The sequence below is a fragment of the Methylobacterium guangdongense genome (assembly GCF_038442355.1).
Classification (GTDB): Bacteria; Pseudomonadota; Alphaproteobacteria; order Rhizobiales; family Beijerinckiaceae; genus Methylobacterium; species Methylobacterium guangdongense.
Genome location: NZ_JBBXMX010000008.1, coordinates 234,645 through 259,740 on the forward strand (window position 1 = coordinate 234,645; position 25,096 = coordinate 259,740).

42 protein-coding genes and 1 pseudogene are annotated in these 25,096 nt (G+C 70.6%); 11 read left to right on the top strand and 32 right to left on the bottom strand.

Going from position 1 to position 25,096, the window contains the following annotated elements; translation table 11 throughout:
* Nucleotides 1-13 precede the first annotated feature (13 nt).
* Nucleotides 14-664, top strand: a complete 651-nt coding sequence (locus AAHG09_RS17305) for a BON domain-containing protein (RefSeq protein ID WP_342108690.1) — start codon at nucleotides 14-16, stop codon at nucleotides 662-664.
* A gap of 124 nt (nucleotides 665-788) precedes the next feature.
* Here the strand turns inward: AAHG09_RS17305 and AAHG09_RS17310 are convergent.
* Nucleotides 789-1,298: pseudogene (locus tag AAHG09_RS17310) on the bottom strand (phosphoketolase family protein); the annotation flags it as partial.
* A 132-nt stretch (nucleotides 1,299-1,430) separates the two neighbouring features.
* Between AAHG09_RS17310 and AAHG09_RS17315 the strand changes: the two are divergent.
* The 5 genes from AAHG09_RS17315 to AAHG09_RS17335 all read left to right on the top strand — a co-directional run bounded on the left by AAHG09_RS17315 (nucleotide 1,431) and on the right by AAHG09_RS17335 (nucleotide 4,437).
* Entirely contained in the window at nucleotides 1,431-1,631 is a 201-nt protein-coding gene (locus AAHG09_RS17315; protein WP_342108691.1) for a hypothetical protein, read from the top strand.
* Between the two features lie 26 nt (nucleotides 1,632-1,657).
* The gene (locus AAHG09_RS17320; RefSeq protein WP_342108692.1) at nucleotides 1,658-2,305 is read left to right on the top strand and encodes a BON domain-containing protein; all 648 of its coding nucleotides are present in this window, start codon (nucleotides 1,658-1,660) and stop codon (nucleotides 2,303-2,305) included.
* Nucleotides 2,306-2,412: 107 nt separating this feature from the next.
* On the top strand, nucleotides 2,413-3,228 hold the full coding sequence (locus tag AAHG09_RS17325) for a universal stress protein (RefSeq protein ID WP_342108693.1): 816 nt from the start codon (nucleotides 2,413-2,415) through the stop codon (nucleotides 3,226-3,228).
* On the top strand, nucleotides 3,228-3,563 hold the full coding sequence (locus tag AAHG09_RS17330; RefSeq protein WP_342108694.1) for a c-type cytochrome: 336 nt from the start codon (nucleotides 3,228-3,230) through the stop codon (nucleotides 3,561-3,563). Before AAHG09_RS17325 ends, AAHG09_RS17330 begins: the two co-directional genes overlap by 1 nt.
* Nucleotides 3,564-4,035: 472 nt before the next feature.
* Nucleotides 4,036-4,437 carry a universal stress protein gene (locus AAHG09_RS17335; protein ID WP_342108695.1) on the top strand — a complete coding sequence of 134 codons (402 nt, stop codon included), beginning with the start codon at nucleotides 4,036-4,038 and terminating at the stop codon, nucleotides 4,435-4,437.
* 39 nt (nucleotides 4,438-4,476) lie between these two features.
* On the opposite strand, the gene AAHG09_RS17340 is transcribed toward AAHG09_RS17335, so the two are convergent.
* The 7 genes from AAHG09_RS17340 to AAHG09_RS17370 form a co-directional block, all read right to left on the bottom strand.
* Nucleotides 4,477-5,286: a universal stress protein gene (locus tag AAHG09_RS17340; protein WP_342108696.1), complete on the bottom strand. Its 810-nt coding sequence runs from the start codon at nucleotides 5,284-5,286 to the stop codon at nucleotides 4,477-4,479.
* 80 nt (nucleotides 5,287-5,366) lie between these two features.
* The gene (locus AAHG09_RS17345; RefSeq protein ID WP_342108697.1) at nucleotides 5,367-6,014 is read right to left on the bottom strand and encodes a BON domain-containing protein; all 648 of its coding nucleotides are present in this window, start codon (nucleotides 6,012-6,014) and stop codon (nucleotides 5,367-5,369) included.
* A 48-nt stretch (nucleotides 6,015-6,062) separates the two neighbouring features.
* Nucleotides 6,063-6,452 carry a response regulator gene (locus tag AAHG09_RS17350; protein WP_342108745.1) on the bottom strand — a complete coding sequence of 130 codons (390 nt, stop codon included), beginning with the start codon at nucleotides 6,450-6,452 and terminating at the stop codon, nucleotides 6,063-6,065.
* A 126-nt stretch (nucleotides 6,453-6,578) separates the two neighbouring features.
* Nucleotides 6,579-7,910 carry an NRAMP family divalent metal transporter gene (locus AAHG09_RS17355; RefSeq protein ID WP_342108698.1) on the bottom strand — a complete coding sequence of 444 codons (1,332 nt, stop codon included), beginning with the start codon at nucleotides 7,908-7,910 and terminating at the stop codon, nucleotides 6,579-6,581.
* A complete protein-coding gene (locus AAHG09_RS17360) occupies nucleotides 7,907-8,164 on the bottom strand; it encodes a hypothetical protein (RefSeq protein ID WP_342108699.1) in 258 nt (85 codons plus the stop codon). Before AAHG09_RS17360 ends, AAHG09_RS17355 begins: the two co-directional genes overlap by 4 nt.
* A 10-nt stretch (nucleotides 8,165-8,174) precedes the next feature.
* Nucleotides 8,175-8,390 carry a hypothetical protein gene (locus AAHG09_RS17365; protein ID WP_342108700.1) on the bottom strand — a complete coding sequence of 72 codons (216 nt, stop codon included), beginning with the start codon at nucleotides 8,388-8,390 and terminating at the stop codon, nucleotides 8,175-8,177.
* An 82-nt stretch (nucleotides 8,391-8,472) separates the two neighbouring features.
* Complete coding sequence (locus AAHG09_RS17370; RefSeq protein WP_342108701.1) at nucleotides 8,473-8,991, bottom strand: ion channel; 519 nt, start codon at nucleotides 8,989-8,991, stop codon at nucleotides 8,473-8,475.
* Nucleotides 8,992-9,246: 255 nt separating this feature from the next.
* Here AAHG09_RS17370 and AAHG09_RS17375 point away from each other — a divergent pair, with 255 nt between their 5' ends.
* Nucleotides 9,247-10,065 carry a universal stress protein gene (locus AAHG09_RS17375; RefSeq protein WP_342108702.1) on the top strand — a complete coding sequence of 273 codons (819 nt, stop codon included), beginning with the start codon at nucleotides 9,247-9,249 and terminating at the stop codon, nucleotides 10,063-10,065.
* On the opposite strand, the gene AAHG09_RS17380 is transcribed toward AAHG09_RS17375, so the two are convergent.
* Entirely contained in the window at nucleotides 10,013-10,345 is a 333-nt protein-coding gene (locus AAHG09_RS17380) for an Arm DNA-binding domain-containing protein (protein ID WP_342108703.1), read from the bottom strand. The two genes, AAHG09_RS17375 and AAHG09_RS17380, sit on opposite strands and share 53 nt — an antisense overlap.
* Nucleotides 10,346-10,616: 271 nt before the next feature.
* On the opposite strand from AAHG09_RS17380, the gene AAHG09_RS17385 reads away from it, so the two are divergent.
* Together AAHG09_RS17385 and AAHG09_RS17390 are read left to right on the top strand one after the other, a co-directional pair.
* Nucleotides 10,617-12,041, top strand: coding sequence for a tyrosine-type recombinase/integrase (locus AAHG09_RS17385; RefSeq protein WP_342108704.1), 1,425 nt, complete (start codon nucleotides 10,617-10,619; stop codon nucleotides 12,039-12,041).
* A gap of 79 nt (nucleotides 12,042-12,120) precedes the next feature.
* Nucleotides 12,121-12,684 carry a metallophosphoesterase family protein gene (locus AAHG09_RS17390; protein ID WP_342108705.1) on the top strand — a complete coding sequence of 188 codons (564 nt, stop codon included), beginning with the start codon at nucleotides 12,121-12,123 and terminating at the stop codon, nucleotides 12,682-12,684.
* Here AAHG09_RS17390 and AAHG09_RS17395 read toward each other — a convergent pair.
* The 9 genes from AAHG09_RS17395 to AAHG09_RS17435 all read right to left on the bottom strand — a co-directional run bounded on the left by AAHG09_RS17395 (nucleotide 12,681) and on the right by AAHG09_RS17435 (nucleotide 17,206).
* Nucleotides 12,681-13,220, bottom strand: a complete 540-nt coding sequence (locus AAHG09_RS17395) for a hypothetical protein (RefSeq protein WP_342108706.1) — start codon at nucleotides 13,218-13,220, stop codon at nucleotides 12,681-12,683. The two genes, AAHG09_RS17390 and AAHG09_RS17395, sit on opposite strands and share 4 nt — an antisense overlap.
* Before the next feature lie 90 nt (nucleotides 13,221-13,310).
* On the bottom strand, nucleotides 13,311-14,021 hold the full coding sequence (locus AAHG09_RS17400; protein ID WP_342108707.1) for a hypothetical protein: 711 nt from the start codon (nucleotides 14,019-14,021) through the stop codon (nucleotides 13,311-13,313).
* Between the two features lie 21 nt (nucleotides 14,022-14,042).
* Complete coding sequence (locus tag AAHG09_RS17405) at nucleotides 14,043-15,107, bottom strand: ParB/RepB/Spo0J family partition protein (protein WP_342108708.1); 1,065 nt, start codon at nucleotides 15,105-15,107, stop codon at nucleotides 14,043-14,045.
* A gap of 115 nt (nucleotides 15,108-15,222) precedes the next feature.
* On the bottom strand, nucleotides 15,223-15,651 hold the full coding sequence (locus tag AAHG09_RS17410) for a hypothetical protein (RefSeq protein ID WP_342108709.1): 429 nt from the start codon (nucleotides 15,649-15,651) through the stop codon (nucleotides 15,223-15,225).
* A gap of 15 nt (nucleotides 15,652-15,666) precedes the next feature.
* Complete coding sequence (locus tag AAHG09_RS17415; RefSeq protein WP_342108710.1) at nucleotides 15,667-15,816, bottom strand: hypothetical protein; 150 nt, start codon at nucleotides 15,814-15,816, stop codon at nucleotides 15,667-15,669.
* 97 nt (nucleotides 15,817-15,913) lie between these two features.
* Nucleotides 15,914-16,423, bottom strand: a complete 510-nt coding sequence (locus AAHG09_RS17420; protein ID WP_342108711.1) for a hypothetical protein — start codon at nucleotides 16,421-16,423, stop codon at nucleotides 15,914-15,916.
* Nucleotides 16,424-16,425: 2 nt separating this feature from the next.
* Nucleotides 16,426-16,662 (bottom strand): hypothetical protein, encoded by a 237-nt coding sequence (locus AAHG09_RS17425; RefSeq protein WP_342108712.1) that lies wholly within the window; start codon nucleotides 16,660-16,662, stop codon nucleotides 16,426-16,428.
* A complete protein-coding gene (locus AAHG09_RS17430; RefSeq protein ID WP_342108713.1) occupies nucleotides 16,659-16,883 on the bottom strand; it encodes a helix-turn-helix domain-containing protein in 225 nt (74 codons plus the stop codon). Before AAHG09_RS17430 ends, AAHG09_RS17425 begins: the two co-directional genes overlap by 4 nt.
* On the bottom strand, nucleotides 16,880-17,206 hold the full coding sequence (locus AAHG09_RS17435; RefSeq protein ID WP_342108746.1) for a hypothetical protein: 327 nt from the start codon (nucleotides 17,204-17,206) through the stop codon (nucleotides 16,880-16,882). The genes AAHG09_RS17430 and AAHG09_RS17435 overlap by 4 nt, the downstream gene beginning before the upstream one ends.
* A gap of 200 nt (nucleotides 17,207-17,406) precedes the next feature.
* Here AAHG09_RS17435 and AAHG09_RS17440 point away from each other — a divergent pair, with 200 nt between their 5' ends.
* Together AAHG09_RS17440 and AAHG09_RS17445 are read left to right on the top strand one after the other, a co-directional pair.
* Complete coding sequence (locus AAHG09_RS17440; protein ID WP_342108714.1) at nucleotides 17,407-17,925, top strand: hypothetical protein; 519 nt, start codon at nucleotides 17,407-17,409, stop codon at nucleotides 17,923-17,925.
* A 101-nt stretch (nucleotides 17,926-18,026) separates the two neighbouring features.
* Nucleotides 18,027-18,650, top strand: coding sequence for a hypothetical protein (locus AAHG09_RS17445; RefSeq protein WP_342108715.1), 624 nt, complete (start codon nucleotides 18,027-18,029; stop codon nucleotides 18,648-18,650).
* A gap of 74 nt (nucleotides 18,651-18,724) precedes the next feature.
* On the opposite strand, the gene AAHG09_RS17450 is transcribed toward AAHG09_RS17445, so the two are convergent.
* The 14 genes from AAHG09_RS17450 to AAHG09_RS17515 all read right to left on the bottom strand — a co-directional run bounded on the left by AAHG09_RS17450 (nucleotide 18,725) and on the right by AAHG09_RS17515 (nucleotide 24,993).
* The gene (locus tag AAHG09_RS17450; protein WP_342108716.1) at nucleotides 18,725-19,033 is read right to left on the bottom strand and encodes a hypothetical protein; all 309 of its coding nucleotides are present in this window, start codon (nucleotides 19,031-19,033) and stop codon (nucleotides 18,725-18,727) included.
* Between the two features lie 458 nt (nucleotides 19,034-19,491).
* Nucleotides 19,492-19,752: a hypothetical protein gene (locus AAHG09_RS17455; RefSeq protein WP_342108717.1), complete on the bottom strand. Its 261-nt coding sequence runs from the start codon at nucleotides 19,750-19,752 to the stop codon at nucleotides 19,492-19,494.
* A 46-nt stretch (nucleotides 19,753-19,798) separates the two neighbouring features.
* Nucleotides 19,799-20,461: a hypothetical protein gene (locus AAHG09_RS17460; protein ID WP_342108718.1), complete on the bottom strand. Its 663-nt coding sequence runs from the start codon at nucleotides 20,459-20,461 to the stop codon at nucleotides 19,799-19,801.
* A gap of 66 nt (nucleotides 20,462-20,527) precedes the next feature.
* Complete coding sequence (locus AAHG09_RS17465; RefSeq protein ID WP_342108719.1) at nucleotides 20,528-21,457, bottom strand: hypothetical protein; 930 nt, start codon at nucleotides 21,455-21,457, stop codon at nucleotides 20,528-20,530.
* A gap of 50 nt (nucleotides 21,458-21,507) precedes the next feature.
* A complete protein-coding gene (locus AAHG09_RS17470; RefSeq protein ID WP_342108720.1) occupies nucleotides 21,508-22,251 on the bottom strand; it encodes a hypothetical protein in 744 nt (247 codons plus the stop codon).
* The gene (locus AAHG09_RS17475; RefSeq protein ID WP_342108721.1) at nucleotides 22,206-22,628 is read right to left on the bottom strand and encodes an RNA ligase; all 423 of its coding nucleotides are present in this window, start codon (nucleotides 22,626-22,628) and stop codon (nucleotides 22,206-22,208) included. The genes AAHG09_RS17470 and AAHG09_RS17475 overlap by 46 nt, the downstream gene beginning before the upstream one ends.
* 1 nt (nucleotide 22,629) lies before the next feature.
* Nucleotides 22,630-22,869 carry a hypothetical protein gene (locus AAHG09_RS17480; protein ID WP_342108722.1) on the bottom strand — a complete coding sequence of 80 codons (240 nt, stop codon included), beginning with the start codon at nucleotides 22,867-22,869 and terminating at the stop codon, nucleotides 22,630-22,632.
* Between the two features lie 36 nt (nucleotides 22,870-22,905).
* Entirely contained in the window at nucleotides 22,906-23,115 is a 210-nt protein-coding gene (locus AAHG09_RS17485; RefSeq protein ID WP_342108723.1) for a hypothetical protein, read from the bottom strand.
* Nucleotides 23,112-23,276, bottom strand: coding sequence for a hypothetical protein (locus AAHG09_RS17490; protein ID WP_342108724.1), 165 nt, complete (start codon nucleotides 23,274-23,276; stop codon nucleotides 23,112-23,114). The genes AAHG09_RS17485 and AAHG09_RS17490 overlap by 4 nt, the downstream gene beginning before the upstream one ends.
* A 93-nt stretch (nucleotides 23,277-23,369) precedes the next feature.
* Nucleotides 23,370-23,504 carry a hypothetical protein gene (locus AAHG09_RS17495; RefSeq protein WP_342108725.1) on the bottom strand — a complete coding sequence of 45 codons (135 nt, stop codon included), beginning with the start codon at nucleotides 23,502-23,504 and terminating at the stop codon, nucleotides 23,370-23,372.
* A gap of 201 nt (nucleotides 23,505-23,705) precedes the next feature.
* Complete coding sequence (locus tag AAHG09_RS17500; protein ID WP_342108726.1) at nucleotides 23,706-23,909, bottom strand: hypothetical protein; 204 nt, start codon at nucleotides 23,907-23,909, stop codon at nucleotides 23,706-23,708.
* Nucleotides 23,910-24,210: 301 nt separating this feature from the next.
* Nucleotides 24,211-24,579, bottom strand: coding sequence for a hypothetical protein (locus AAHG09_RS17505; RefSeq protein ID WP_342108727.1), 369 nt, complete (start codon nucleotides 24,577-24,579; stop codon nucleotides 24,211-24,213).
* A gap of 3 nt (nucleotides 24,580-24,582) precedes the next feature.
* Entirely contained in the window at nucleotides 24,583-24,777 is a 195-nt protein-coding gene (locus tag AAHG09_RS17510) for a hypothetical protein (protein WP_342108728.1), read from the bottom strand.
* A 24-nt stretch (nucleotides 24,778-24,801) separates the two neighbouring features.
* Nucleotides 24,802-24,993 carry a hypothetical protein gene (locus AAHG09_RS17515; RefSeq protein ID WP_342108729.1) on the bottom strand — a complete coding sequence of 64 codons (192 nt, stop codon included), beginning with the start codon at nucleotides 24,991-24,993 and terminating at the stop codon, nucleotides 24,802-24,804.
* Nucleotides 24,994-25,096: the final 103 nt, after the last annotated feature.

A 25,096-nucleotide genomic window follows, 5' to 3' on the forward strand; every position in this document is an offset into this window, starting at 1 on the left:
GAGGAGAAGCGCCATGACCGACAAGGACCTGCGCCGCGACGTTCTCGACGAACTCGACTTCGACCCCAGCCTCGACGCGGGCGACATCGGCGTCGCCGTCTCGGACGGCGTCGTGACGCTCACCGGCCACGTCGGCAGCTACGCCGAGAAGGTCGAGGCCGAGCGCGCCGTGCGCCGCGTCCGGGGCGTGCGCGCCATCGCCCAGGAGATCCAGGTCCGATACGCGGACGCGAAGCAGGTCGCCGACGACCAGATCGCCGCGCGGGCGCTGGCCATCATCGACTGGTCCGTCCACCTCCCGAAGCGGGCCATCCAGGTGACGGTCGCCGGTGGCTGGGTCACGCTCACCGGCGCGGTTCACTGGCAGTACCAGTCGGCGGGCGCCGAGGCGGCGGTCCGCAAGCTCACCGGTGTGCACGGGGTGACGAACCACATCGAGGTCCGGCCCGAGGCCCGCCCGGATGCCGTCAAGGACAAGATTCTGGAGGCGTTCAGGCGCAGCGTCATGTTCGAGGCGGACGGGATCAAGGTCACCGTCTCGGGCGACAAGGTCACGCTGGAGGGGGCGGTGTCGGCCTGGACGGAGCGCGACGCCGCCGAGCGCGCGGCCTGGTCGGTGCCGGGCGTCCGCGCCGTCGAGGACCGCATCGTCGCCCTGAGTTGAGGAGGACCTTCATGTCCGTGGAGATGCGCGGGACCGATGCCGCTGCCCCGGCCGCGATGTTTCGCGTGACCCTGACGCTGGCGCGCGGCCCGGAGCATCCGGACGGCGGCCTCGGTCGGGGCTAGCCGAGCTCGCCGCCCTGGTGGATGGAGCCCGGCAGCTCCGGCGAGGCGTGGCTCGGGATGACCCCGGGAAATGAGAACTGCCGGAACAGACGCGCCATGCCGTCGAGGTCCCGGGCGACGCCGGGATCGATCTCGCTGCAGGTGCCCTCCAGGTATGCATTCGCCACGAGCCCCGGCGCGCCGTGACCCGGCCCCCAGACCGCGATCATGTCGAGGTCGCGCTGAAGGATGATCCGGTTCAAGTGCGCGTCGATGAAGCTGAGGCCGGGCGTCGTGCCCCAGTGGCCGAGGAGCCGCGGCTTGACGTGCTCGGCTTTCGGCGGCTCGCGCAGGAGCGGGTTCGCCCTGAGGGAGATCTGGCCGACCGACAGGGCGTTCGCGGCCCGCCGGCAGGCGTCGATCCGCCGGAGGCTGTCAGGTCCGAGCGGTCCTGGCACGAACGTCGGCGCGCCTTGGTCGCCCTGATGTCCGCCTTCGTGGCGCTCCCTCGTCCCGTGCGTCGCATCCAGGCCGGCCTCCCGGGGGTGTTCATCCCGGCGTCGACGGTGCCGCGGGGCCGGAACGGCGGCGTTGAGGTGGATCAAGGCGCGCCCGGCGATGGCCGGCAGGATGGGCTCCGTCAGGCAAGACGGGAGCGGACGATGACCCTGGTGCTTCGAACCACCTACATCCGGACGGTGCGCCGCGTGCGGGTACCGGTCGGGCTGGCGCCGCGGAACGATGCGGGCCAACGGGTCGTCGCCGATGGCTATCGCTACAAGAGCATCGGCAGCCTCCAGGCCCTGGCCCTGGCCATTGCGGCGTCGGCGGTGACGCCGGCGCTGCTCTGGCTCGCCCTTTGAGACCCACCGAACCAGGGAGACCGGCGATGGACGACATCACCGTGCACCGGCACGTGCTCGACGAGTTGGAGTACGCCCCGATGATCGACGCGGCCCAGATCGGCGTCACGGTCGAGAACGGCATCGTGACGCTGACCGGGCATGTCCGCAACTACGCCGAGAAGGGCATCGCCGAGCGCGTCACGCTCCGGGTCCGAGGCGTACGCGGCGTGGTCGAGCGGATCACGGTCCGTTACCCTGGCGACCCGGCCGTCGCCGACGAGGCCCTGGCCGAACGCTGCGCCCGGGTCATCGAGTGGGACACGCGCGTCCCCCGGGACTCGGTCACGCTCAAGGTCGAGACGGGCTGCGTCACGCTGCAGGGATGCGTGCCGTACTACCACCAGAAGGCGGCCGTCGATAAGGCGCTGCGGCGGCTGGCCGGCGTCACCGACATCGTCAACCTCATCGCGGTGAAGCCGCCGGCACGGGCCGCCGAGGTGAAGGACAGGATCCTCGCGGCCCTGCGGCGCAGCGCCCGGGACCCGGACACGATCCGCGTCCACGTCGAGGGCGACACAGTCACCCTCGACGGGTGCGTCGATGTCTGGCGCGAGCGCGAACTCGCCGAGCGTGCCGCGTGGTCGGCCCCGGGGGTCCGGGCCGTCGACGACCGCCTGACCCTCGGCTGCTGAGGCCGGCCTCGGGCCAGTCCTGTCCCTTGAGATGGATCAAGGCCGGCGCCACGGACCGGGCCCAGGCTACCCGAAGGGAGCCGGATGTCCGGCGGCGGGAGACGGTCATGAAGATCTCCAACATCATGGTCTCGGTCGACCTCGGGGCCGCGGCGGCGGACCGTGTCCAACTGGCGGCAGGCCTCGCCGAGCGTTTCGAGGCCACGCTGATCGGTGTCGCGGCGCGCCCGGTCCTGGCTCCCATGCCGGTCGGCGATATGATCGAGGTCGAGCGCGTCTGGGCCATCGAGGAGCGCCTGGCGGACGAGCAGCTGGCGGCGGCCAAGGCCCTGTTCGAGCGCGAGGCCGGGGCGGCGCACAGGACGGACTGGCGCTCGGCGCCGACCAGCCCTTTGGCCTACCTCGCCGCACAGGCACGGGCCGCGGACATCGTCGTCGTCGGACGGCACGGCCCCTCGGACGGCGACCCGGGCCCGATGGGCGTGCCGGCCGGGGCACTCCTGATGGAGGTCGGGCGTCCGGTCCTGATCGCGCCGCCGGGCGTGGAGAGCCTCGCGGCGAAGCGGGTCGTCGTCGCCTGGAAGGACACGCGCGAGGCGCGCCGGGCCGTCCACGACGCATTGCCGTTCCTGACCCGGGCCGACGAGGTCCACGTGGCGGTCGTGGGCCCCGGGGCTGACGACGAGGGCGCCGAGGACGTCACCGCCTACCTCTCCGGCCATGGCGTCACCGTCACGACGCACCTGCTGCACAGGCCCGAGATCGGCGCCGCGGACGAGATCCTTCGGTTCGCCCGGCGCGAGGATGCCGACCTGGTCGTGATGGGCGCCTACGGGCACAGCCGCCTGCGCGAGTGGGTCTTCGGGGGCGCCACCCGCGACGTCCTGACGACGACGCCCGTCTGCTGCCTGATGAGCCATTGATGCGCTCGGCAACCATCCTTCCGGCGGCCGCTCTGGCGCTGCTCGCCATCCTTCTTCCCGCCCAGGTCGCCACGGCCTGGGACCGGCAGGTCAAGCAGGGCGAGACGCTCGCCCGGACCAACTGCGCTCGCTGCCACGCCGTCGGCCGGGCCGGCGCGAGCCCCCTGCGGGTAGCGCCGCCCTTCCGCGAGTTGCACACGCGCTACCCCGTCGAGGACCTCGGCGAGGCTCTCGCGGAGGGCATCCGCACGGGCCATCCGAGCATGCCGGAGTTCCGGTTCGACCCGGACCAGGCCGAGGCCCTGATCGCCTACCTCAAGAGCCTCGAGCGCTGAGCGAGGAGATCCCGATGTTCCTGCGCTGCCTCCTCGTCCCCACCGCCCCGGGCATCGACGCCAACCCGGCGGCTTGATGCTGCCCTGCGACTGGGCCGGCGGCTGCACGCGCATATCGGCGTCAGCCTCAAGGCGCCGGGTCCGGAGCACGTGCTCGCCGGGATGGCGGGCCTCGTGCCGATGGACTGCGCCACAATCGAAGCCATTGAGCGAGGCGTGCGGGAGTCCGCGGCCGAAGCCGAGGCGGCCTTGCGCACGTGGTGCGCCCGCGAGGGGGTAGCAGTCGGGACGTCGGGCGGGCGGCTGGACGCCACCTTCGCGACCTGGACCGAACTGTCGCGAGGTCGAGCCGCTCCTGACCCTGGCGGGCCGCGTCAGCATAACGTCATCGTCGACCGGCCCGACCCGGCGCGTCCGTTCACCGGGCGGGCGCTCGACACGGCGCTGTTCTCGGGGGGGGCGCCCGACGCTGATGGTCGCCGAGACCGTCCCGCACGACCTGCTGGACCACGTCATGATCGCCTGGAACGGCAGCCTGGAGGCGACGCGCCTGATCGGGCAGTCGATTACGCTCCTACACGAAGCGGCCGGGGTCACCGTGGTCCACGCGCGGTCCGAGCGCTTCGAGGAAGCACGGGCGGCGGACCTGTGCGGCGACCTGCGCTGGCACGGCATCGCGGTGGAGGCGGTCACCCTCGACGTCGGGGACGGCTCCTCTGTCGGTGCGGCCGTTCTGGCCGAGACGGAGCGGCGATGCGCCTCGATGTCGGCTCTGGGGGCCTACACCCACAGCCGCGTGCGCGAGTTGCTGCTCGGCGGCGTCACCCGCCACGTCGACGAAAAGGCGCGCATTCCGGTGCTCATGGCCCACTGACGTGTCAGGCCGTGAAGGCTGCGGTCGCGACGATGGGCATCAGTGGCTCATCAGGCAGCAAACGGGACAGCCGGCGAGCAAATCGCGGGTGACACCTCCGAAGGCCCATTCCCGAAGTCGGCCATGCCCGTAGCCACCGGCGACGATCAGGTCCGCCGCTTGCTCGGACGCCGCCTCGACCAACGCCTCCGCGGTCGAGGCACCATAGGCATGTCTATGGACCGCCGTGGCGTGGACGTCGTGTGACTGCAACAGGCCGATGACGTCCCGCGCGTCGTCCGCTTCCGTCCCGTCGTCGACCGAGATCAGCACGACGCCGGAAGCCCGCTTCAAGAGCGGCAACGCATCACGGACGGCGCGGCGCGCCTCGCGGGTGTTCTTCCACGCCACCGCGACCCGCCGGGCTTCGAGATGGTCGACCCCAGGCGGAACGATCAGCACCGGCATGCCGAGCCGCATCAAGGCGTCACCGGGGTCGACGGACATGAGCGGGCTGCCGTCGTCGCCACGCCCTGTGACCAGCAAGTCGCCGGCGGCCGACTGCCTCCCGAGGAACGCCGACGGGAAGTCCAGGGCGGAGCGCCATTCGACCCGGCTCCGGCTTCCGACGGCCTCCTTGAACGTCTCGTGCGCCAGCCGGAGGTCGTTCAGGACGTCCTCCTGGACAGAAGCGATGCAGTATCCGCTACCCGCAATCGGGCCGGAAGGCGCCCCGTCGTAGGCCGGCATCTCCGCCGCGACGCCGATCAGGCGGGCCTGCAAATCGTCGGCGATATGCGCGGCCAGCCGGACGCGATCCCGCGCATGGTCGCCGAGGTCGACCGCCACCATGACGCTCTTGTAGGACATGGATGTCTCCAGGCTGGTTGGTAACGAGGTCGGGCCGGGCCTACCGGTCGAACGGAGCTTACGGCCCGGCCGCAACGCGCTCAGGCCAGCGTGAGGTGGTCCTCGACGGCGCGCACGCCCGGGGCCGACCACGCGGCGTTCTCGGCGATCCGGCGCTCGCGGCAGGCGTTCACCTTGCCCTCCAGGACGACCTTGCCGTCCTTGACCGTCACCTTGATCGCGTCCGCCTCGAGCTCGGCGCTGCGCTTGAGCGCCGCCATGATCTTCGCGCGCACGTCGGGAACGCTCGCCTTCGGCGTCACCTCGATGGCGTTCACGATGCCCGCCACGCCCGCGAGCCGCCGGATCGCCCGGTAGGCCTCTTCCTTCTGGTATTGCCAGCCCAGCTTGCCGGACAGCGTCACCCAGCCATCCTGGACCTTCACCTGCACGGCGTTCCGCGGCACGGTCACCGACCAGTCGAGCATCTGCACGGCGCGGCGCGCCAAGTCCTCGTCGCGCGGCGGCGTCTCGCCGGCGAAGCGCACCTTGATCTCCTCGACCACCCCGCGCACGCCGCGCACCTTCTGGGCGGCCTTCTCGGCGGCGACGCGTTCCGTGTAGCTACCGACATGACCGGTCAGGGTGGCGATGCCGTTCTCCACGGAGACGCCGACATGGGCGGCGTCGATGCTCGGGTCGAACGCAAGCTCGTCGATGATGTTCTGGCGGATCTGCTTGTCGCCCATCGCTCGTCTCCTCGATCAGGGCTGGGCCGTCGCTGGCCTCGACGGAGGCTAGGACCGGCAGGCTGGGGGGCATTGATCCAGCGCAACGTCCTCGCCCGCCGCGATCCGTGCGGCCATCGGGCAGGCCCGTCGGTCGATCCGGGCCGGGCAGCGGGCGGTCACGGCGGCGACGACGTCCCGCGCATCGAACGGGCGGTCGAACGTCGGCACGTCCGAGAAGGCGCTCGGCACGCTCGCGTCGCCCGCGATCGGCGCGAAGGGGATGCCCTGGCGGCGCAACGCACAGGCGAGCGGGAAGCCGGGCCCCCGGTTCGGATCGGTGCTGATCACCGCGTAGTCGGGCGGAGCCTCGTCCAGGGTCTCGGACGCCTCCGCGCACGTGCCGTAGGGGCCGCTGACCGCGCAGCCGGCGTCGGTGAGGACGTCCTCCAGCCACATCCCCGGCAGCGCCTGGGGCTCCGCGACCCGCACGACCGGCCTTGTGACCGGTTCCTTGTGCACCGCCCGTTTCCCGCTTCCGGTTGCCGGGGCGAGGATGGAGGCGGTCCGCCGGACCGCGTTGCGCTAGATCAAGGGAAGCGCAGCGGTCGCCAGCATGGCGAGGACCGCGAGCGACATGCAGGCCGTGGCGACCCAGCCGAGCATCTTGAGCCACCCGCGCACCGCGAAGGCGCCCATGACGTCGGCCCGTGCCGCCGCCAGCATCATCACGGCCATGACCGGGACCGCGATGACCCCGTTGACGACCGCGCTCCAGTAGAGGGCCCGGATCGGATCGACCGCGCCGAGGCTGACGGCCATGCCGACCAGGGTCGCGAGCGCGACGGTGCCGTAGAAGGCGCGCGCCTCCAGCAGGCGCCGGCCGAAGCCCACCGGCCAGCGTCGGGCCTCCCCGACCGCGTAGGCCGCCGAGCCCGCGAGCACCGGGACCGCCAGCAGCCCGGTGCCGATGATGCCGAGCGCGAAGACGCTCGCCGAGAACGGGCCGGCGAGGGGGCGGAGCGCCTCCGCGGCCTGGGCGGATGTCTGGATGTCGGTGACGCCGTTCGCGTGCAGGACGGCCGCCGTGGTGACCATGATGGCAAGCGCCACCACGTTCGAGAAGGTCATGCCCACGAGCGTGTCGACCTCGATCCTGTGCAGGGCGTGCCCGCCTTGCTCGGGCGCGTGCAGGAGATCGCGTCGGCGCGGGAAGGCGTGCAGGTCCTCGGCCTCTTCGGCGGCCTGCCAGAAGAACAGGTACGGGCTGATCGTCGTCCCGAAGAGCGCCACCAAAGCCGTGAGGCCGCCCCCGCCGAGGTCGATGCGCGGCAGGGCGATGGCCAGGCCGAGGTCCCACCAGGAGACGCGGGCCAGGATCACCACCCCGAGATAGGCGAACAGGCTCAGCGTCAGCCACTTCAGGACGGCCACGTAGCGCGCGTACTGCAGGGCGAGCTGCATGAAGGCGCAGGCGCCGGCGAAGAGGACCACGTACAGCCAGCGTGGGCCCGGCAGGAGCATGGCGAGGGCGTCCGCCATGGCGCCGAGATCGGCCCCGAGGTTCAGGACGTTGGCGGCGAGCAGCAGGATGACCACGCCCTGAAGCAGGCCGTTCGGGTAATGCTCGCGCAGCACGCCGGCGATGCCGTGGCCGGTGGTGCGTCCGATCCTCGCCGAGACCATCTGCACCGCCGCCATGAGCGGCAGGGTGTAGAGCATGGTCCAGCACAGCCCGTAGCCGAACTGGGCGCCGGCCTGCCCGTAAGTGGCGATGCCGCTCGGGTCGTCGTCGGAGGCGCCGGTGATCAGCCCGGGCCCGAGCACCCGGAGAAGGCGCGGCTTCGAGGGACCGACGGCGGGGCTCGGAGCCTCCGGGTCGTCCATCTCCCCGGTCGCGGCGGACGGGACGCTCATGACCCCGGCTTCGAGGCCGTGGCGTTCGCCCCGGCCCGGACCATGCGCGCGACCCCCAGGGCCGCCGACAGGTCGTCGCCGCCGGTGCCGTAGCGCCGCAGGAGGGCGTCGAGCCAATCCGGGCGCGCCGTCCCGGCGTCCGGGATGTCGGCGAACGGGACGTGGTACATGCCGTCGAGCGCCTCGATGCCGTAGCCGGTGACGGCCCATTGCCGCCCCTGCCAGTGCACGGGTTCGGTCGGTCCATGGCTCATCCTCGCCTCCTCAGGCCGCATGCTCGCCGAGTTCGCGAACCTCGCAGGTGTCGGCCCGCAGCCGCCAGTCGACGACCCCGTCGGCCTCGCACAGCATCGCCTTGGCCGCGTAGATGGCCGCCATGTCCGAGCAGGCGGTCACCACCGCCTGCCGTTGCAGCACACGGTGGTCGTGGCCGGTGTCGTCCGGGACGGTCTTGTGAAAGGTGACCACGTAAGTGCGCATCGCCCGCCTCCGCCTGTCGGTCGAGGCGGACCTTGGACCGGCCGGGCCGGCCGGCCTTGATCCAGCGCAAGGGCGCCCGCGCTCATGTCCCCGCCGTCGGCGGGAAAAGAGGTTGGCGACCGGGCTCCCCGTCCGCCGGGTGGCGGGCCGAGGCGGCGCGGTGGGCGTGCGCCTTCCCGTGCAGGGGCCAGTAGCGCTCCATGGCGAGATAGGTGAACGAGGCGGACCAGCCGATCAGCAGGAGTCCGTTGAGCGCCTCGACGCCGGTGAGCAGGCGGGCATGGCCGAGCGGGGCGTGGTCGCCGTAGCCCAAGGAGGAGTAGGCGACCACGGAGACGAAGAGGCAGTCCTCGAAGGTCTCGATGGGCACGCCCGAGAAGGCACCGAGCCCGAGCCTGAGGACCAGTAACCAGTAGGCGACGGCGTAGATCCAGACCGCGGCCGTGTGTCCTGCGAAGGCCGCCAGCACCACGGCGACGATGCGCCAGCGCGGAGGCATCGGAAGCTCCGAAAGGTGCTCCGACGTGAGGCGAAGGGTCTCGTACAGCAACAGGATGGTGGCCATGACGAGGACGATGCTGGCGGCCAGGACGACGAACATGGCTTCGGTCCCATGGACGAGGCCCGAGGGTCGTGCCCGACCTCACCGAGGGCCGCGTTGACCTGCCTCAAGCGTGACGCCTCGGCGACCTTGATCGTGCCGGTAACGCCGTGATCCGGGGCGCAGGAGGATCGGAGGTGACGCCGGCGCTCCCCCTCTACCCGGGCCCGGGACGAATGCTTGAGGCAGGTCAACGCCGTCCTGTCCGGATGCCCCACCGTAACGGCCGCCCGATCCGGGTCGAGGGAGGCTCCGATGTCCATTGCCAGCATCATGGTCGCGGTCGATGACGGGCTTCACGCCCCGGCGCGGGTCCGGCTCGCCGCGGGACTCGCGGAGCGCCTCGGGGCCCGCCTCGTCGGCGTCGCCGCCTGCATGCCCGATTACCCGCGGGGGTACGGCGAGACCGCCGTGCCGATGGGGATGGTCATCGAGGAGATCCGTCAGGCCGCCCTCGGCAAGCTCGCCGACGCGGAGCAGGCGTTCCGCACGGCCGCCCGCCTGATTGACCGGGTCGAATGGCGCTCCGACGTCGCCGCCCCGGCCCCGTTCCTGGAAGGGCAATCCCGCGCGGCGGATCTCGTCGTCGTGGGGCGCCCCGCCGACGACGAGGGCGTGACGCCCGGTATGGCGGTCGGCGTCGGCGATGCGCTGATGGGGCTGGGGCGGCCTGTCCTAACCGTCCCGGCCGGCATCGAGCACCTGGAAGCCAAGCGCGTCGTCATCGGCTGGAAGAACACCCTACAGACGCGTCGGGCGGTGTCGGATGCCATGCCCATCCTGCGTCGCGCCGAGGCGGTGCAGGTGTTCCGGGTCGGCGATGGTAAGGACCGCCACGAGGTCGAGGACGTGGTCCGCTACCTCGCGCTGCACGACGTGAGCGCCAGCGCGCACCTGGCGGGGCCCTCCGGCTGGACCGTCGCCGATGACCTGAGGGGCGCGACGCGTATGTTCGGCGCCGACCTGATCGTGACCGGCGCCTACGGCTACAGCCGCCTGCGGGAGTGGTTCTTCGGCGGGGTCACGCGAGACCTGCTGGATAAGGCGTCCGTCTGCTGCCTGATGTCCCACTAGATGTTCGGTCCCGGCACGAGTTGATCCGCGAAGGCGCCGAAAGTCGTGGTCGGGGCTGCAGGGGCCCCATTGCTTGGTCGCGCATCAATCGGGTTGAGCCCGTCGGCGAGCAGTCGCCGAGCCCCATTGCGCGCTGCTTTCCGGTGCAACGAAAGAGGAAGATCCAGCGACGGGCTCCGCTGGGATCGACAATGAGGTAGAGGCCGTCGCCGTCGCCGAATCGGCCAGCACCTGCCGTTTGCACAGTGCGGACTGTGAGCTTGTTGACTGCGCGCGCCATCGTGTCCGCCAAACCCCCAGCGGTTGCCGCGGATCGTAGCGAACGTGGGCGGACGTCGACGAATAGCGCAGCCGCTTAGCGGCTTAAACGTAAGGCGTTTTCGAGCTGGGGTGAACAGGGGTGAACAACGAGCTGGCGGAGACGGAGGGCTTAGACGACCAGGAGCGGTTAACCCATTCTAGCCATTGCAAGCCCAGGGAATCGCCCCCGATTCCGGGTCGTGTTACGGTTCAAACCGGTTACAAACCCGCCCCCAGGAGAGGGTCTACCGGTGCCACGCAAGGCCGACAAGGAACTGGGCTACCTGACGGTACACGACGGGCTCTGGCGCGTCAGCATGGGCGTGCCCCGGGAGCTGCGCGACCAGCTCGGATCCCGTCTGGTCAAGTCGACCGGCACGGCGTCCAAGGCGCAGGCCAAGCTGATCCGGGACATGGTCGTCCCCCAGTTCAAGAAGAAGATTGAGGACGCCTGGAAGGCGCGAGGGGGCAAGCGCAACACGCTGCTGCACATCGCCCTGGAGCACCGGCGGCTGATGGAGGAATCCGACGAGAACCTGCAGTGCTTCATGGAGCAGGGCGCCCGGGAGCGCATCGAGGAGATCCTCAACGAGGGCGCGTCCTACGTCGACGAGCACACGCCTGACGGGATCGTCGAAAGGCGGATCCCGCGGCCGGACGCCGTGCAGGCGGTGGCTGAGTTCAAGCGCGTCATGCGCGGCGATACGCCGATCGCCTTCCATCACGAAGAGTTCGTTAAGGAGCTGAAGACCAAGGCCCGCAGCAAGCTTGACGAGCCGCGCGCGCTCGGGATCCTTCTCGACTGGTTGGAGTCACAGGACATCGAGCCGTATATCGAGAACGTGAACAAGCGAGCCGCGCTCCGGTTCATGAAGTACATGGACGCGCACAGCGATCTGTCTTGGGCGAGCAAGGCAAAGTATTTTGGCCGCATCAAGTTCTATTGGTCGTGGCTCGTCCGAAACGAATACGCCAAGGAGAACCCGTTCCACGACCTCGGTCTTGAGAGGCCCGAGACGGCGAGGGCGGACGACGAGCGGCCCTACACCGACGGCGAGCTGCAGAAGATCCTGATGGGCAAGCCGCTGGAGGGTGACAAGCTGCTCGACGTCGTGAAGGTGGCCGCGCTCACCGGCGCTCGCCTGGACGCCGTCGTCGACCTGCAGGTGGGCGGCCTCGCTGACGGGTATTTCACGTTCAAACCTCAGAAGAAGGAGCGCGACGAGCGGGACGTCCCAGTTCACCCAGACCTCATGGAGATCGTCGCACGCCGAATTAAGGGCAAGTTGCCCGAGGATGACTTCTTTCCTGAATGGCCCGCGCCGCCGAATACTTCAGTCAGGGCGCGATCGGCCTATTTCTCGAAGCGGTATACCAAGTATACCTCTGACATTGGCGTCCGTGACGAGCGGGATGACAAAAGAAGGTCGCTTACCAATTTCCACAGCCTGCGGCGTTGGTTCATCACAGAGATGGAGCGCGCCCGCGTCCGCGAGGGCCTCATCTCGGCAATCGTCGGCCACCGGCGCAAGGGCCTGACGTTCGGCCTCTACAGCGACGGCCCCGAGTTCCAGGAGGCGACCGAGGCGATCGCCCGCATCAAGCTGCCGCCGATCGACGGGACGCCCGTCGTCGAGCGGCGCGCCCTCAGCCCACGCCGCAGGAGGCAGTCGTGAAACCCCGGCCCCGTTCGAATCCCATACCCTCCGTCGAACCCTAGGACCCCCGGCGCGGCCGCGGGGCGAGGACCCCGCCATGGCCACCATGTTCACCGCCGACAGCCACTTCAGCGACGACTCCATCCGTCGGGTCTGCCGCCGCCCGTTCGACACGGTCGACGACATGAACCGCACGATGATCGAGCTTTGGAACTCGCGCGTCCGGCCGGGCGACACGGTCTGGCACCTGGGCGACTTCTCCATGCACGCGAAGGCGTCGGAGCTCGCTGGCATCTTCGCGGCGCTCAACGGGCGCAAGCTGCTCGTGCGGGGCAACCACGACCGCAGGCGCGTCCTCGACCTGCCCTGGGCCGCCCCGCCAGTCGACATCGCCGACGTGTCCGTGGACGGCAGCCGCCTGATCCTCTGTCACTACGCCTTCCGGAGCTGGAAGGGCGCGTTCCGGGGGGCGCTCATGCTCTACGGGCACACGCACGACCTGCTGCCCCCTAGCCGGCAGTCCTGCGACGTCGGGGTCGACAGCTGGGCATACGCCCCGGTGACGCTGGACCAGATCCGCAGCCGGCTCGCCAGCGTCTCCGAGGAGCCCGAGGAGATCCAGCTGGCCCGGGCCCGGGCGGCCGAGCGCGGCGAGGCCTAGCGCCGGACCGGTGATTGATACCACCCGACGTGGCTCGACCACACCGCGATAGTCTCGACGGGCGGAGGGACGGGCATCGCCTCCTCGCCCTCGATCGGCCCGGAGGGCCCGGCCTCCAGCACCCGGTCCATGAAGCCGTCGAGGTCGAACTCGACGTCGGGGGCGGCCTCGGCCGCGGGCGGTCCGGATTCGAGCGGTGGCTCGCCGTCGGCCTCGGGCTCGCCTTGGGCCCCGGGAGGGGCCCCTCCCTCCGGGAACATGGCGTCGAGCTCGTCGGCCGCCACGCGCAGCCGGGCCGCCCCCTCTCGGGCGATCCCGGGCAGGAGATCCATGACCCACATGGGCACGGGCTTGGGGGTCGTCTCCTGGAACCACTGCGAGACCCGGGCCCGGCCGAACGAGCGTCCAGTCGCCTCCGCGATCGCCTCTGCGAGCGGGGTCTGCCACATGGGGCCGTACACCCTGGAACCTACCGCCCCGACGAGCGTCATGCGACGCAGGCGCTCGTCTCCGTCAGTGAACTCGCGTGCGCCCATGGATGCCTCTCCTGATGTGCGAACCCCGGGAGCGGTGCCCCCGGGGTAAACGGATTGTATCACTGAACCTTGTGAAGTGAACGCCTTCGTTCACTCTTGGGATGCGGCCGCCCCGGGGCCCGCGTATCCCGGCCAGCGGATCTCGCCCGGCAGCCAACCCGTCGGCATCACCTCGGCGACGGCGAGCTCGACGATCTGACCCTTCTTGAGCTTGGCGGCGCGCGCCGCCGCCTCGGCCCCGCAGGCCTCCTCAATCGCCGCGATGGAGACGGTCTTGGGGGCCGAGCCGAAGAAGGCGGCGGCGTCGAATCGCTCCTGCACCCGCGCCGCGAGCACATCGGCCTCGATGGCCCCGGTGAGCAGCTGGATGGCCCGGCTGTCCGCGGGACACCCCGCGGTGGCGCCCGAGCCCGGCGTCCGGGTCCGGAGATCCAGGCTGCCTGCCAGGATCTTCCCCGCCGCTGACAGCAGGTCGGGCATGGGCATCGCGACGAAGCGGGCGAACAGGGCCTCGAACGACTCGTTGTTCCGGGCGGCGGACTCGGCCGCCCCGATGCCCTCGTTGCGGATCCGGACCGGGGACTGCCACGGGTTCTTGCACGTCATGCCGGCGAGCAGGGCGGCGATCGCGGTCCAAGGGGACACCGCGAAGGCGTCACCGACAGCCTCAGTCATCTGGACCGAGAGCCGATCGATGAGCGCCGAGGACAGCCCCTTGGCCTCGGGCTGGGCCGGGGCATCCGCCTCGGCGGCCGGTGCGGGCGGCTTCGCCTCGCCCGGGCGCACGACATACTCGCGCACCTCGATCTCGCCCTTCCATCCCTAGTCCAAGATGCACCCCGACCGCGCCTTGTCCTCGGGCCCGAGCTCGACGACGAGTGCCTTCTCGATCGTGCGGTGCTCCTCCTGCGCAGCGTCGATCTCCGCGTCCGACATCGCACCGTCGTCCTCGGCGTCCAACAGCGCCTCGATCTCGCGCATGCGGGCAGCCTCTGCCTCGGTGGGCTCGCGCCTGACCTCGCGGAGGGTGGGCCAGGAGTAGCGAGACTCCGGCGGCAGGTCGGAGTAGATCTCCGCCCAGCCCCACCCGTCGGCGCGCAGCTCGTCCCGGCGGGCGAGCAGGCGCTCGTCCGAGAGGCGCTGCAGGAGCTCCCGGTCGGAGACGGCGGTGGTGTCGCCGAACAGGTCCGCGATGACCTTGCCGCCGGCGGCCTTGTAGGCATCCAGGCCCACGCGCTTGAGTAGGGCGGCCGTGCTGTTGCCGGCGCCGAGCTCCTCCCGGATCGCGTAGGTGTAGATGCTGCCGCCCTTGGCCAGCTTCTCGAAGACCCGCTCCTGGACCTCGATCGACGGGGCCAGCGTGAAGGCCTGGACCTCGTGGATGCCGACGCCGTTCTTGCCGGTCCGCCAGGCGTCGAGGATCACCGGCGCGACGCCGCCGAGCGCCAGCAGCTTCTTCACGTGGGGGACCGAGACGCCGAAGTGGCCCGCGATCTCCTTCGGCTTGGCGCCCGAGGCTGCCAGCTGCGCGAAGGCCTGGACCTTGTCGGCCTCGTGCATCGCCTCCTGGGTGATGTTGGCGGCGAGCCCGGCTTCGCGGGCGTCGGCGGCCTGCCGCTCGACGACGTCCGTCTCCGTGTCGGGCGGGAGCGTGCCCTTCTCGACCAGGGCCTGGATCGCGGCGAGGCGGCGGTTGCCGTCGACGACGTAGCGGTAGCCGCCGGGCCCGGCGACGACGACGAGGGGCTGGAGCAGGCCCAGCGCCCCGATGGACGCGGCCAGCGCGTCGAGGCCGGCGTCGCGGCCGATCTGGCGGACGTTGGCCACGCCGGGCGGGGCTTCGGGGTGGTGCCCCGGGCGGAGCATGGAGAGCGGGATGGCCGTCACGAGCGTGTTCCTTCTGTTGGTGGATCCCCTTTCGAGGTCGTTGCCGTGGCCGGCCCTCGGCCGGGACGCCCCTTGAGGCGTCCGGCGAAGGGCCGGGGCGCATTGCCCCGGCGGGTCAGCGGGCGTGGGCGAGCATGTCCAGCGTGGGGAGGTCCTCGGCGAGCTGGCGGGCGGCGCGTGCCTTTTCGCGGGCGGCCTTCACGGCGGCCCGCTCACGGGCCTTCTCGGCGCGCTCGATGATCCCCGACGCGACCTCGGCGGCGGGACGGTCCTTGGCGCGCTTCCGCTCCCCGGCGGTCATGATGACCATGAGCGTGATGCCCCGGGGCCCCTTCGTGCGCTCGACGTAGAGGGCGGCGGACTGGAGGCGGGCGACGAGGGCTTCCCGGCTCGCGGCGTAGCTGCCGCCGCTGCGGGCCGCGGCACCCTTGAGGTCGGAACCGGCCCAGGACTTCTGACCCCAGATGAGGCCTTCCTGGTAGTAGCCGCGCGCACAGCAGAGAGCGGTGTCCCGGGCCTTGGGGGTGAGGAGCGTGTACGACATGTCGCGATCTCCGGTTCAGAGGACCGTGGGGAAGGGGATGACAACGGCCGGCTCGGGCAGCTCAGCGAGCTCGGCGGCCTCGGCGGTGACGATCACCACGAGGGCATCGAGCATGGCCTCCAGTGCGGTCTGCTCGGTCTCGGGGGTGGGGGTGGGCTTGGTCATCGTGGCCTCCGCGAGAAGCGTTCTGCTCTCTCAGTGAACATTATAGTTCACTAAAACGGAGGCAAGGGTTCGGTGAACATTTTTGTCCACCATGCGCTCAGGGTCCGCCCCGGCGCTCCGCCTCCTCCCTGGCCAGGCGGTTGAGACGCCGGGTCTCGGCGCCGCGCAGGGCGGCCTCGCGCCGTCTCTCGGCCCTAAGCAGATACTCAGCCTCAACGACGTCGAGCCGATCGAGGGCACGGCGGGCGTCGCCGGTCGCGAGGGCGAGCTCCGGGTAGCGCCGCCAGACTCCTTGAGCGCGATCGAATCCGATCGGGGCCTGGCGCCCCCTGTCGAGCCACCGGACGAGCGGGCGGCCCCCAAGCACGAGCGGCAGCGAGATCTGAAGGGTGGCGCGGCCGCCGTCGAACAGCACGACCTCGGCACGGATGTCGCCGAGAGCATCGTGCTCGGTGGCCGTCACGACGACGATGGGGAGGTGCGCGCCCTCCGGCGCCCATGGCACCGCCAGGCGGAGCAGGCCCCTGACGATGGCCTCCTCGCCGGGGGCGACGCGTTCGACGATGATGAGCTCGTCGAGCTCGGGGATGAGGGATTCCTGCGGCATGGCTACTCCCCCCAGCGGATGCCGGTGCGGACGCCGGCGAGCCAGGCGAGGACGCCGAGCGCGAAGTACGCCCAGCCCCACGTCCCGACCCAAACGACCGCGATCAGCTGCGGGTTGTCGGGGTCGAGCAGGGCGACCCCGGCGGGCGTAAGCGTGCCGGCCGACAGCAGCCTGTCGATCGGCTCGCCGGCCGCGGCGGAGATGCCCTCCTTCAGGGCGGCGCGGAGATCGGCCATCATCGGACCGCCCCCCGCTCGATGGGGACGTACCGCCGCGGCATCTCCTGCAGCCCGAGCGCGGCCAGCACGCGCGGGCTCGGCGCTTGGTCTCCGCGCAGGACTTTGCTGACGTAGCTCTGCGTGAGCCCGTGCAGGTCCGCCCAGGCACGCTGCCCCGCGGCGAGCCGCACCGCGGCCGACAGGCAGGCGAGGACGTCGCCGTCCGACAGGGGGCGGCTCACGGCCGGGACTCCCGCAGGGCCTCGCGGCCCCGCTCGTCGGTCGGCAGGCCCATGCGGCGGGCCGCGCTGTGGATGGTGCTCGCCTTGACGCCGAACGCCCGGGCGATCTCGCGGACCGGAATGTCGGCGTGCGCCAGGGCCATGGCGAGCGCGTCCCGGCCGGGAGCCATCCCCCTGGGCTTGCCGAGCCCGAACCTGCGGCACCGGTACCGGACGCAGTGCTCCGGAACCTCGTGCAGCCGGGCAATCGACGCATGCGTCTCCCCGGCCTCCAGGAGCCTCCGCAGGACCGCCCGCGGCGGCCTGTACTCCCCGTCGATCATGTACGCCACTTGACCCTCCACACCTCCGCCTCGTCGGGAAATCCGGCGGAGGTCGGTCGCATATGGAGTCCCTAAAAGGACTTTCGGATCAATCCTGGCTACACAAAACGGGTCAAATTTTTCATTAGACGCCCTTCTGTATCGCTGTTAATGCTGAATCGTAGGCAGTCCGAAACAGGACTCCATGCGGAGGCTTGGGCATGGTAGGAACGCTGCGCGTGATCGTGCGGGTCGGCGACGACATCAGGCCGGCCATCGTCTGGGCGGGGACCCGGACGCACCTGGAGGACCGCCTCGTCGGCGGATTCGAGCGCTACGCCCGCGAGCAGCACTGGATCGACGAGGCCCGCACGCGCTGGAAGATCGCGGTGCACGTGCCGATCGGCAGCGTGGTCACGACGACGAAGGCGCGCTTCCCGATCGACGGCGAGATCTACCTCGCCACGCCGGACGGCCTATCCCCTCTGAGCTACGCCGACGCCATGGACGCCCTCGACCCGGACCCGCTCCGCATCGCCAATCGGGACGCCCAGCGCGAGCACGACCGCCTCGCCGACGCGGCCGGCCTGCCGATGCAGCTCACCCGATTCGTCGGCCGCCACGACCTCCAGAACGGGGTCCACCGCGTCGGGAATTCCGCATATTTTGCAGAGCGATGCACCGCGAGGCAGGCCTACTGGCGGAGGGCGACCAGGGCCGAGGTGGCGGCTTTGGCCTGAGCTGCGCGCCTGCGCGCTTTGTGGCTTGCAGGGCCGAGTGCTCGAATCCCGATGAGGGGCCGGCGACACGGATCGGACCCCCATCGCACAGGGGTTCACGCATGTCCTTCTTCGCCCGCCTCGCCTCCATCCTCGCTCGCATCATGGGCGGCCTGGGCACCGCCGTCGGCTACGGCCTCCAGGTCCCGGGCGCGCTGCTCCGGAGCGTCCTGCCGATGCCGGCGCTCACCCCCCGCCGCGTGGCCGACGACGCCGTTGCGCAGGACGACGCCTCGGACCCTGACTTCAACTTCAAGCCGCCGACCTTCGGGCTCTTCATCCAGCACGCCGCCGTCGCGCTGCGCGACGGCGGGGAGCAGACCTTCGCCAAGCACGTCGGCCACATCTCCGAGCCGGTCGCGGACTGGCTGCGCAGCCTCTCCAAGGGCGAGCTCGCCGTCGCTTGCAAGATCCCGGTGCCTGAGCTGACGCGCCACGTCGCCGCCACCACGGCCGCCGAGGGCTCGCCCCTCCTGCCGTCCTACGTCGGATTCGTGCAGCAGAAGTCGGCGGAGGATGCCCGTCGCACGGTCGAGATCGCCCTGATGGCCTCGAAGGCGCGGACCTCTTTCAAGGCGATGCAGGCCGAGGTGGCGGCGATGGCGACCCGTGGGCCGCGCCCGATCGCGGAGCCGTCATGGGACGAGCGCCACGACCTCGGCGGGCCGCGCCCCGCATTCCGCTGAGCCATCGCCCAGGAACGCAGAAGGGCCCGCCGGTCATCCCGGCGGGCCCTTCTCTTTGGGCGGTCCCCGGCGCCTTAGATGCCCAGGGCCTCCCGGAGGGCGGTCGTCATGTGGCGCTCCTGCACCAGGGCCTGCCGCAGGGCCGCGATCTCGACCTGGGCGGCACCGAAGCGCGCCTCGGCCTGGGCCGCCCTCCGGAGCGCGCCGCGCTGCGCCTGCCGGGCCTCCTGCAGGCGGATCGCCAGCTCCGAGACCGAATCGACGGCCTGCTCGCGGCGGATGCGGTGATTGGCCTTCGCGATAGCGATGCCCAGGCCGATGGAGCTGCCGACCCGGGCCATCGTACCGGTGACCTCGATCGCCGCCGCCGTCCCCATGCTCATGGCCGTCTCCCCTCGAACCTGAGCCCAGGAGAATCGAGGCGGTCTGCCCGGTCAATGGGGTTCCCACGGCGACGGTTAAGGGATCTTTGGCCGGGCCGCGGGCCGACGTGCGCCCGACGTCGGCCCATCTGTAATTTTGTATTCAATCTTGCAAGCGACTCTCACGACTTGGGAAATCCGGGTTTTCTCGAAGAGCCCCGGTACGAGTTCCTCGTTACCAGGGACCCAGTGCGTTCCGCGGGGCGCAGCCCAGGGGTGTTCCGTATTGAATCAGAAAAGCTTGGTCGATGATCCGCAAGATGCCGTTACTCGTCTGTGGAAAAGACGTGTGTTGCAACGGGGGGGAAGACGTGTGTTGCAATGAGGGTTCTCGGTGTTCTACTTCCTCGTTGCAGAGTGAACCAGTAACGGTAGGACAACTCGTCGGGGCAAATTTCACTCGCCTCCGAAAAGAGGGCCTAGACGTGTATGCCGGCGATCCCGAGCGAGATCGCCGTCGCCTTGATCGCCGGGCCCGCGTTGACGAGGTCGAGCAGGTCCCCAGGCCTGAGCACGACAGCCCCCGCCCCGATGAGGACGGCGTGGTCCTGCCCGGGCGGGATCGTCAGCGTGGCGACCGTCGTCCCATTGACGCGCAGGGCGAGGACGACGGCGGCCGAGGAGGTGTTCCGCGGTTGGATGGTGCCCCCGGAACCGGCCCATGCAGGTGGGATCGACATGGGCGCGCCGAGGCGCCTGGACGCGACCCGCCCTCCGGCTGCCGTGTCAGGCGGCGCGAAGCCGCCCGGCGCCGTCCGCATCGAGAGTTGACGCGAGCGCAGGGCGACGGTCTCCTCGCTCCAGTACGGGGCGCCCGTCGCGTCGTCCGTCCCAGGGGCGGAGCCGACCGGGATCACCCTGGCCGGGTCGTCGCTCGCCGACGCCCGCCACAGCTGCCAGCGCATGCCCGAGTCGGGCGAGTAGAGCACGGCGTCCCCCGACTGAGTACGGGACGGTCGGGTCGTACACGCCCCGCTCGGTCATCCAGTCCGCGGCCGCGGTGTCCTGCACCCACAGGCCCGCCTTCAGGTCCGCCGCGTAAGTCGAGGCGACGTGCGGAGCGGTCGCCACGGCCGAGATCTCCCCGACCGTGACGAGGTCGCCCCGGGCGTAGGTCGCCCCGGCCGCCCAGGCGCCTGCCGGGTTGAACTCGTTGAGCGGGAGGTTGTGGGGGCCGGCGCCGGTGCCGTCCGTGAGCGGAACGGAGACGGCCTGCCCGCCCGACGCGACGGCGATGTCGCCGAGGTTCGGGACCGTGTCGCGCAGCGCCTCCAGGGCGGCCACACGGGCGGCAAGCCCGGCGATGTTGTCGTCCCACTGGTCTGTCGTGAGCGGGACGGGCGGCTGGCCGGGGACCTGGAGGTCGGCCCAGAGGACGGGCTCGGTCATGTCATAGGTTCCCCAGGATGGCCGAGCGGAGGTCGGACGCCTGGGCGTCGAACTGCGAGGGTCCCTTCACGACGAGGGCGTCATCGGCCTGCATGGCGAACGCCGGCGTCGTCGCCGTGCCCATCGTCGCGTTGGCGGCCCAGTTGAGCGTGCCCTGCCCGACGACGAGGTAGGACGGGGGCTGCCCCGATTGCGGCGGATTCGGCCGGAGCTGCTGGATGGGGAGCGACAGCGCGTTGGCGGGCCCCTGCAGGAGCGAGATGACCGATCCCGAGAGGTTCGCCGGGAGCGTGTACGGTAGTCCTGCGCGACGGTGTCCGAGGACTGGCCGCGGCCGATCATGGAATCGGCGAGGGCTATCTGGTCGTCGGCCTGGTTGGTCAGCTGCACGGACAGGACCGCGTAGTTGGGGTTGTTGAGCTGGCGCGCCTGGACAGGCTCCAGGAGCGGCGTCGCGGTCAGCGCATATTCGATTTCCCGCTCCCCCGCGCCGCCGAACGTGGCCGGGCCGGTCCCGTCCGCGGAGATGTACTCGCCCCGGTTCGCGGCCGTGTAGGCGGGCGAGACGTAGCCGGACTGGGCGTAGGCCCCGTCGACGACGGGCGTCTTGGCAGAAGTCCCGGTGCCGACGCAGACGCCGATCGTCACGTCGACGCTCGCGACGCCCCCGCCCTCGACGCGCCGGACGAGTTCGGTCACGTGGGCCTGCACGGCGAGAGTGGCGTCGCCGTTGCGCACGAGGAACCTGACCTCGTCCGCCAGCGACACATCCCGCGCATCCAGCCAGTCGAAGGTCTTCGTGTACCGCATCGCCTGCATCCGCTTGAGGGCGGCGGTGCGCATCCTGCAGAAGCCGGCCGCGACCGATCCCCGGCCGCGGTTGCCCTCGAAATACGTCGGGCTTGTCGGGTCGCCCATCGGCGTCGACGCGCCGAGGCTGCGCCAATAGGGCGTCGTGAATGTTGTCGTGGGGACGCCGTTGCGGACCTGCGTCACGGGGAATCTCGGCATGGTCTGCCCCTTGGATTGCGGCGTTGGATAGGGTGTCAGGCAGCCTCATCCATCAGGCGGCCCATGGCGTAGGACGGCACGTAGCCGTCGAGGACGTTCCCGTTCGGCCTGATGGCCCGCATCAGGGACGTGTAGACCTTGCCTTCCAGCCTCCCTCCGGCCTTGCGGTAGGCGAACAGGAACGGCCGCACGTCGTCGGGCTGGAACCCGAGAGATCGGCCGAGGTCACGGTCGGAGAGGTGCTGGACGGCCTTGGCCGCTGCCTGGATCCGGGAGGCCAGCGCCAAGGCACGGGCCTTGAGTATCGCGACGATCGCGTCGAAGTCCTCCCAGAACTCCTCGGGCAGGTCGCGGCGCATGTCGTCGAGCGGCAGCCCGGCGTTCATCACGTCCCACACGGCGAGCGGGGTGCAGCGCGAGATCAACGCGTGGATGCGCTTGTACTCGGCCCCCTTGATCTTCAGCCGGGTGCCGTCGCTGAACCGGACGACGAAGCCCTCCAGGGTGCTGGGCATGTCGCCGGCGATGCGGACGAGCTCCGAGATCGACTGGAACGGGTGCCTCCACGAGACGGTGAATCCCGTGGCCTCGCCGACCTTCAGCAGCTCGGACCAGTCGATCTCCCGGCCGGTGTCGTCGTAGGCGCCCAGCAAGACCAGCCCGGTCGTGGTGTAGCGGATGACGATGACGTTCTCTGGGTAGATCGCCTCGAACAGGTATGTCGTGCCGGGCATCAGGGCCGAGGTGTCGCGCGCATCGAGCCGGGCCTGCGCGCCCATGCCGCCTGCGTCGAAACGAAGGCGCCCTTGGTCGCCGTGCGCCAGCGGCCGGCATGGTGGAAGACGATGATCAGGCTGCCGTCGAGCTTGTCGAAGGCCTCGAAGGGCAGGTCCGGCGCCACGCCACGGCGCTCGCCGAGGTTGAAGAACTTCGGGAATGGCGTGGCCACGACGGCCTGCGCCACCGGGTCGAGGACGAGGCCTCGCGCCACCAGCGAGAACGCGTCCCAGGCGTCGTCGTAGACGCAGCGCTGGGTGTAGCAGTAGATGTGCAACCCGGTGTCGGGGCACGTCTTGCGGCTGACGAGGCCGCGTCCGCGCGCAGCCTCCAGGCCAGCGACGAGGTCGGCGTACGGGATCGTGCGAGCGGGGTGCATCTCAACCTCGTGCTTCAGGGATGACGGTGGTGTTTGCGGTGACAGCCGGTGCCATCCCGAGCTCGGCGCGCAGGTCGTCCCGCGCGGCGAGCAGGCCATGCCGGTAGGCGAGGTGCGCCCACGGCAAGATCCCCTCGGGCGGGGTCGGCTGCCACGCGGCGAGGTCCCGCTCGTAGCCGTCGAGCTCCTGCCTCGCCGTGGCTGCCTGCCTGGTGGCGAGGCGTTCCTGTGCCCGTGTCATGGATCGCTCCTGGTTGAGGGGCCCCGATTGAGGCCCCTAGTCGGTCCGCTCGGAGGCCGGGATGCCGAGCTGGTCGCGCAGCTCGTCCCGGCGCTTGACGAAGCCTGCGAGGTCGAGGGCGACGAACTTGGCCGGGACGCCCTCCGGCGGCTTGGAGCGGATGTTACGGATGGTCTCCTCCCAGAAGCGCAGGTCGGCGCGCAGTCCGGATTCTACGAAGATCTCGTGGGCGGTCTTGGTGGTCACGGCAGGTCCTTCCTAGTGGTCTCGGGCTTGCGGAGGATGTCGGCGATGCGGCTGCTGCGCCGGGGACGCTCGGCCTCGGCCAGCGCGCCGACCGCGGCGACGGCGAGGACGAGGATCACGCCGGATCCCCACAGGATGAGCGAGAGAGCGGCGTCAGCCATGCCGGCGCTTGCTCCAGGCGATGCCCTTGCCGATGGCGATGCCGGCCGGGATCGAGGCGACGGTCCAGACGGAGAGGTAGAAGCCAAGATCGGTCACGGACGGCCATCCTGAGGGCGGTGCGTCAGCATCAGGGCCAGCGAGACGGCGCCGACGAGCAGCGTGCCCCACGGCACGGTGACGATGAGGAGCAGAGCGAGGCCGGCCGGGATCACCACGAGAGGCTCCACGCCGGCTCGGGCTCGGCGACGTTGCCGAGGGCCTCAAGCCGGGCCGCGATGCGGTCCTCGATCTCCACGATGCGGTCCTCGACCGCCCGGGCCCACACCGGGTCCTCTCAGTAGGGATCGCGGTCGCCCTCCCAGACCGCGAGCTCGGCCTGCAGCTGGGGCAGGGTCCGGCCGTCGAACCACGGGTGCGGGGGAAGCGAGCTACGCATCGACGCCCACGACGACGTAGGTCACGCGTCGCTCGACCCCGATCGCGGACATCACGCTCGGGCCCGGCCGCTTGCGCCCCGTGATGCAGTCCCGGACGTGGACCTCGCTCAGGGCCGCCTTGCGCGCGAAAGCCCGGATGCCACCGGCCGCCGCGACGTGGCTAAGCAGGCGGGCGATGACGGCGGTGTGGTCCATGGCTGGGCCGGGATCCTCGGTGCCGCGAATCCTCGTCGTCCGCGGCGTGCGAAGAAGCTAGCAGGCTCGCACGCCTGGAACAGCGGCATCGGATGCATCGATTCCAGAGTTGACACGACGGCTCCTAGGAAGTCCGCGTATCGGATGGCTACATGTGTGTCGGAACAGCATGGCGCGTTGCCGGAATAACACATGCGCATGTGCGCAAGCCCCGGCATGTACATAGTACATATCCGAGATGCTTACGAGACCGTCCAGGTTTTCTGTGGAATGCCTGGACGAGGGGCCTCAATCGGGGCCCCTACCGTCCCTTGCGGGCCATGTGTTCCAGGCGATCCGTGAGCTCCCTGGCGAGCCGGTCCGGCATCGTCTCGGCGGCCTCCTGCATCGCCCGCTGCCACGACTTCGTGGCCACCGGCTTCATCTTGGCGCGAGGTGCCGACAGGAAGAGAAGCCGGGGCACGTCGTTGTTCACGACCTTGGGGACCGTGACCTCGGTGCCGTCGCGCCGGGTGAACTCCGTCGTCGGGGCGGCCATCCTGCCCGCTTTCACGGCCCGGGAGATCCGCTTGCGGCCGACGCTCGCCACGACGCGGGGCGGGCGCGCCCAGATGCCCGGCTGGTCGGTCCAGCCGTTGAGAGCCTTGTCCCCCGGCTTGACCGTGAACACCCCCTAAAGGTCGCTGCCCGCCGTGATGCCCGGCGTGCCGGTGTTGCGCTGGTAGCCCCGGGCGGCCATGCGGGCGATGTTCTTGGCGTCCTGGGAGGGGAGCTTGCGGCCGGGTCCGGGGCGGCCGAGACCGGTGTAGGAGATCTGCTGCGGGTTCGCGATCTTCAGCGTCGTCTGGTCCGCGAAGTAGCCCTCCACGCCGACGTCGCCGGGCAGCCGGACCTAGTCGCCGTCGCCGAGGGTGTACTTCATCCAGATGGACTGCAGCGGCAGCACGAACACCGCGGCCGAGGCCTCGCCCACCGTCGTGACCTTGTTCAGCAGGTCACGGTCCACGGTGTAGCGGAAGGCGTCCCTCGTGGCCTTATTGGGGTGGTCGAAGGTCGTGTCGACGGCCCGGCGCCACCGGTTCACGCCGTCCATCACCGTGCCCGTCAGGGCGAACTGCAGCGCCCTGGGGAGCGGTCGACGCCGAACGCTTCGAACGCTTCCTGGGCCTCGCGGACGGCCTTGGCGA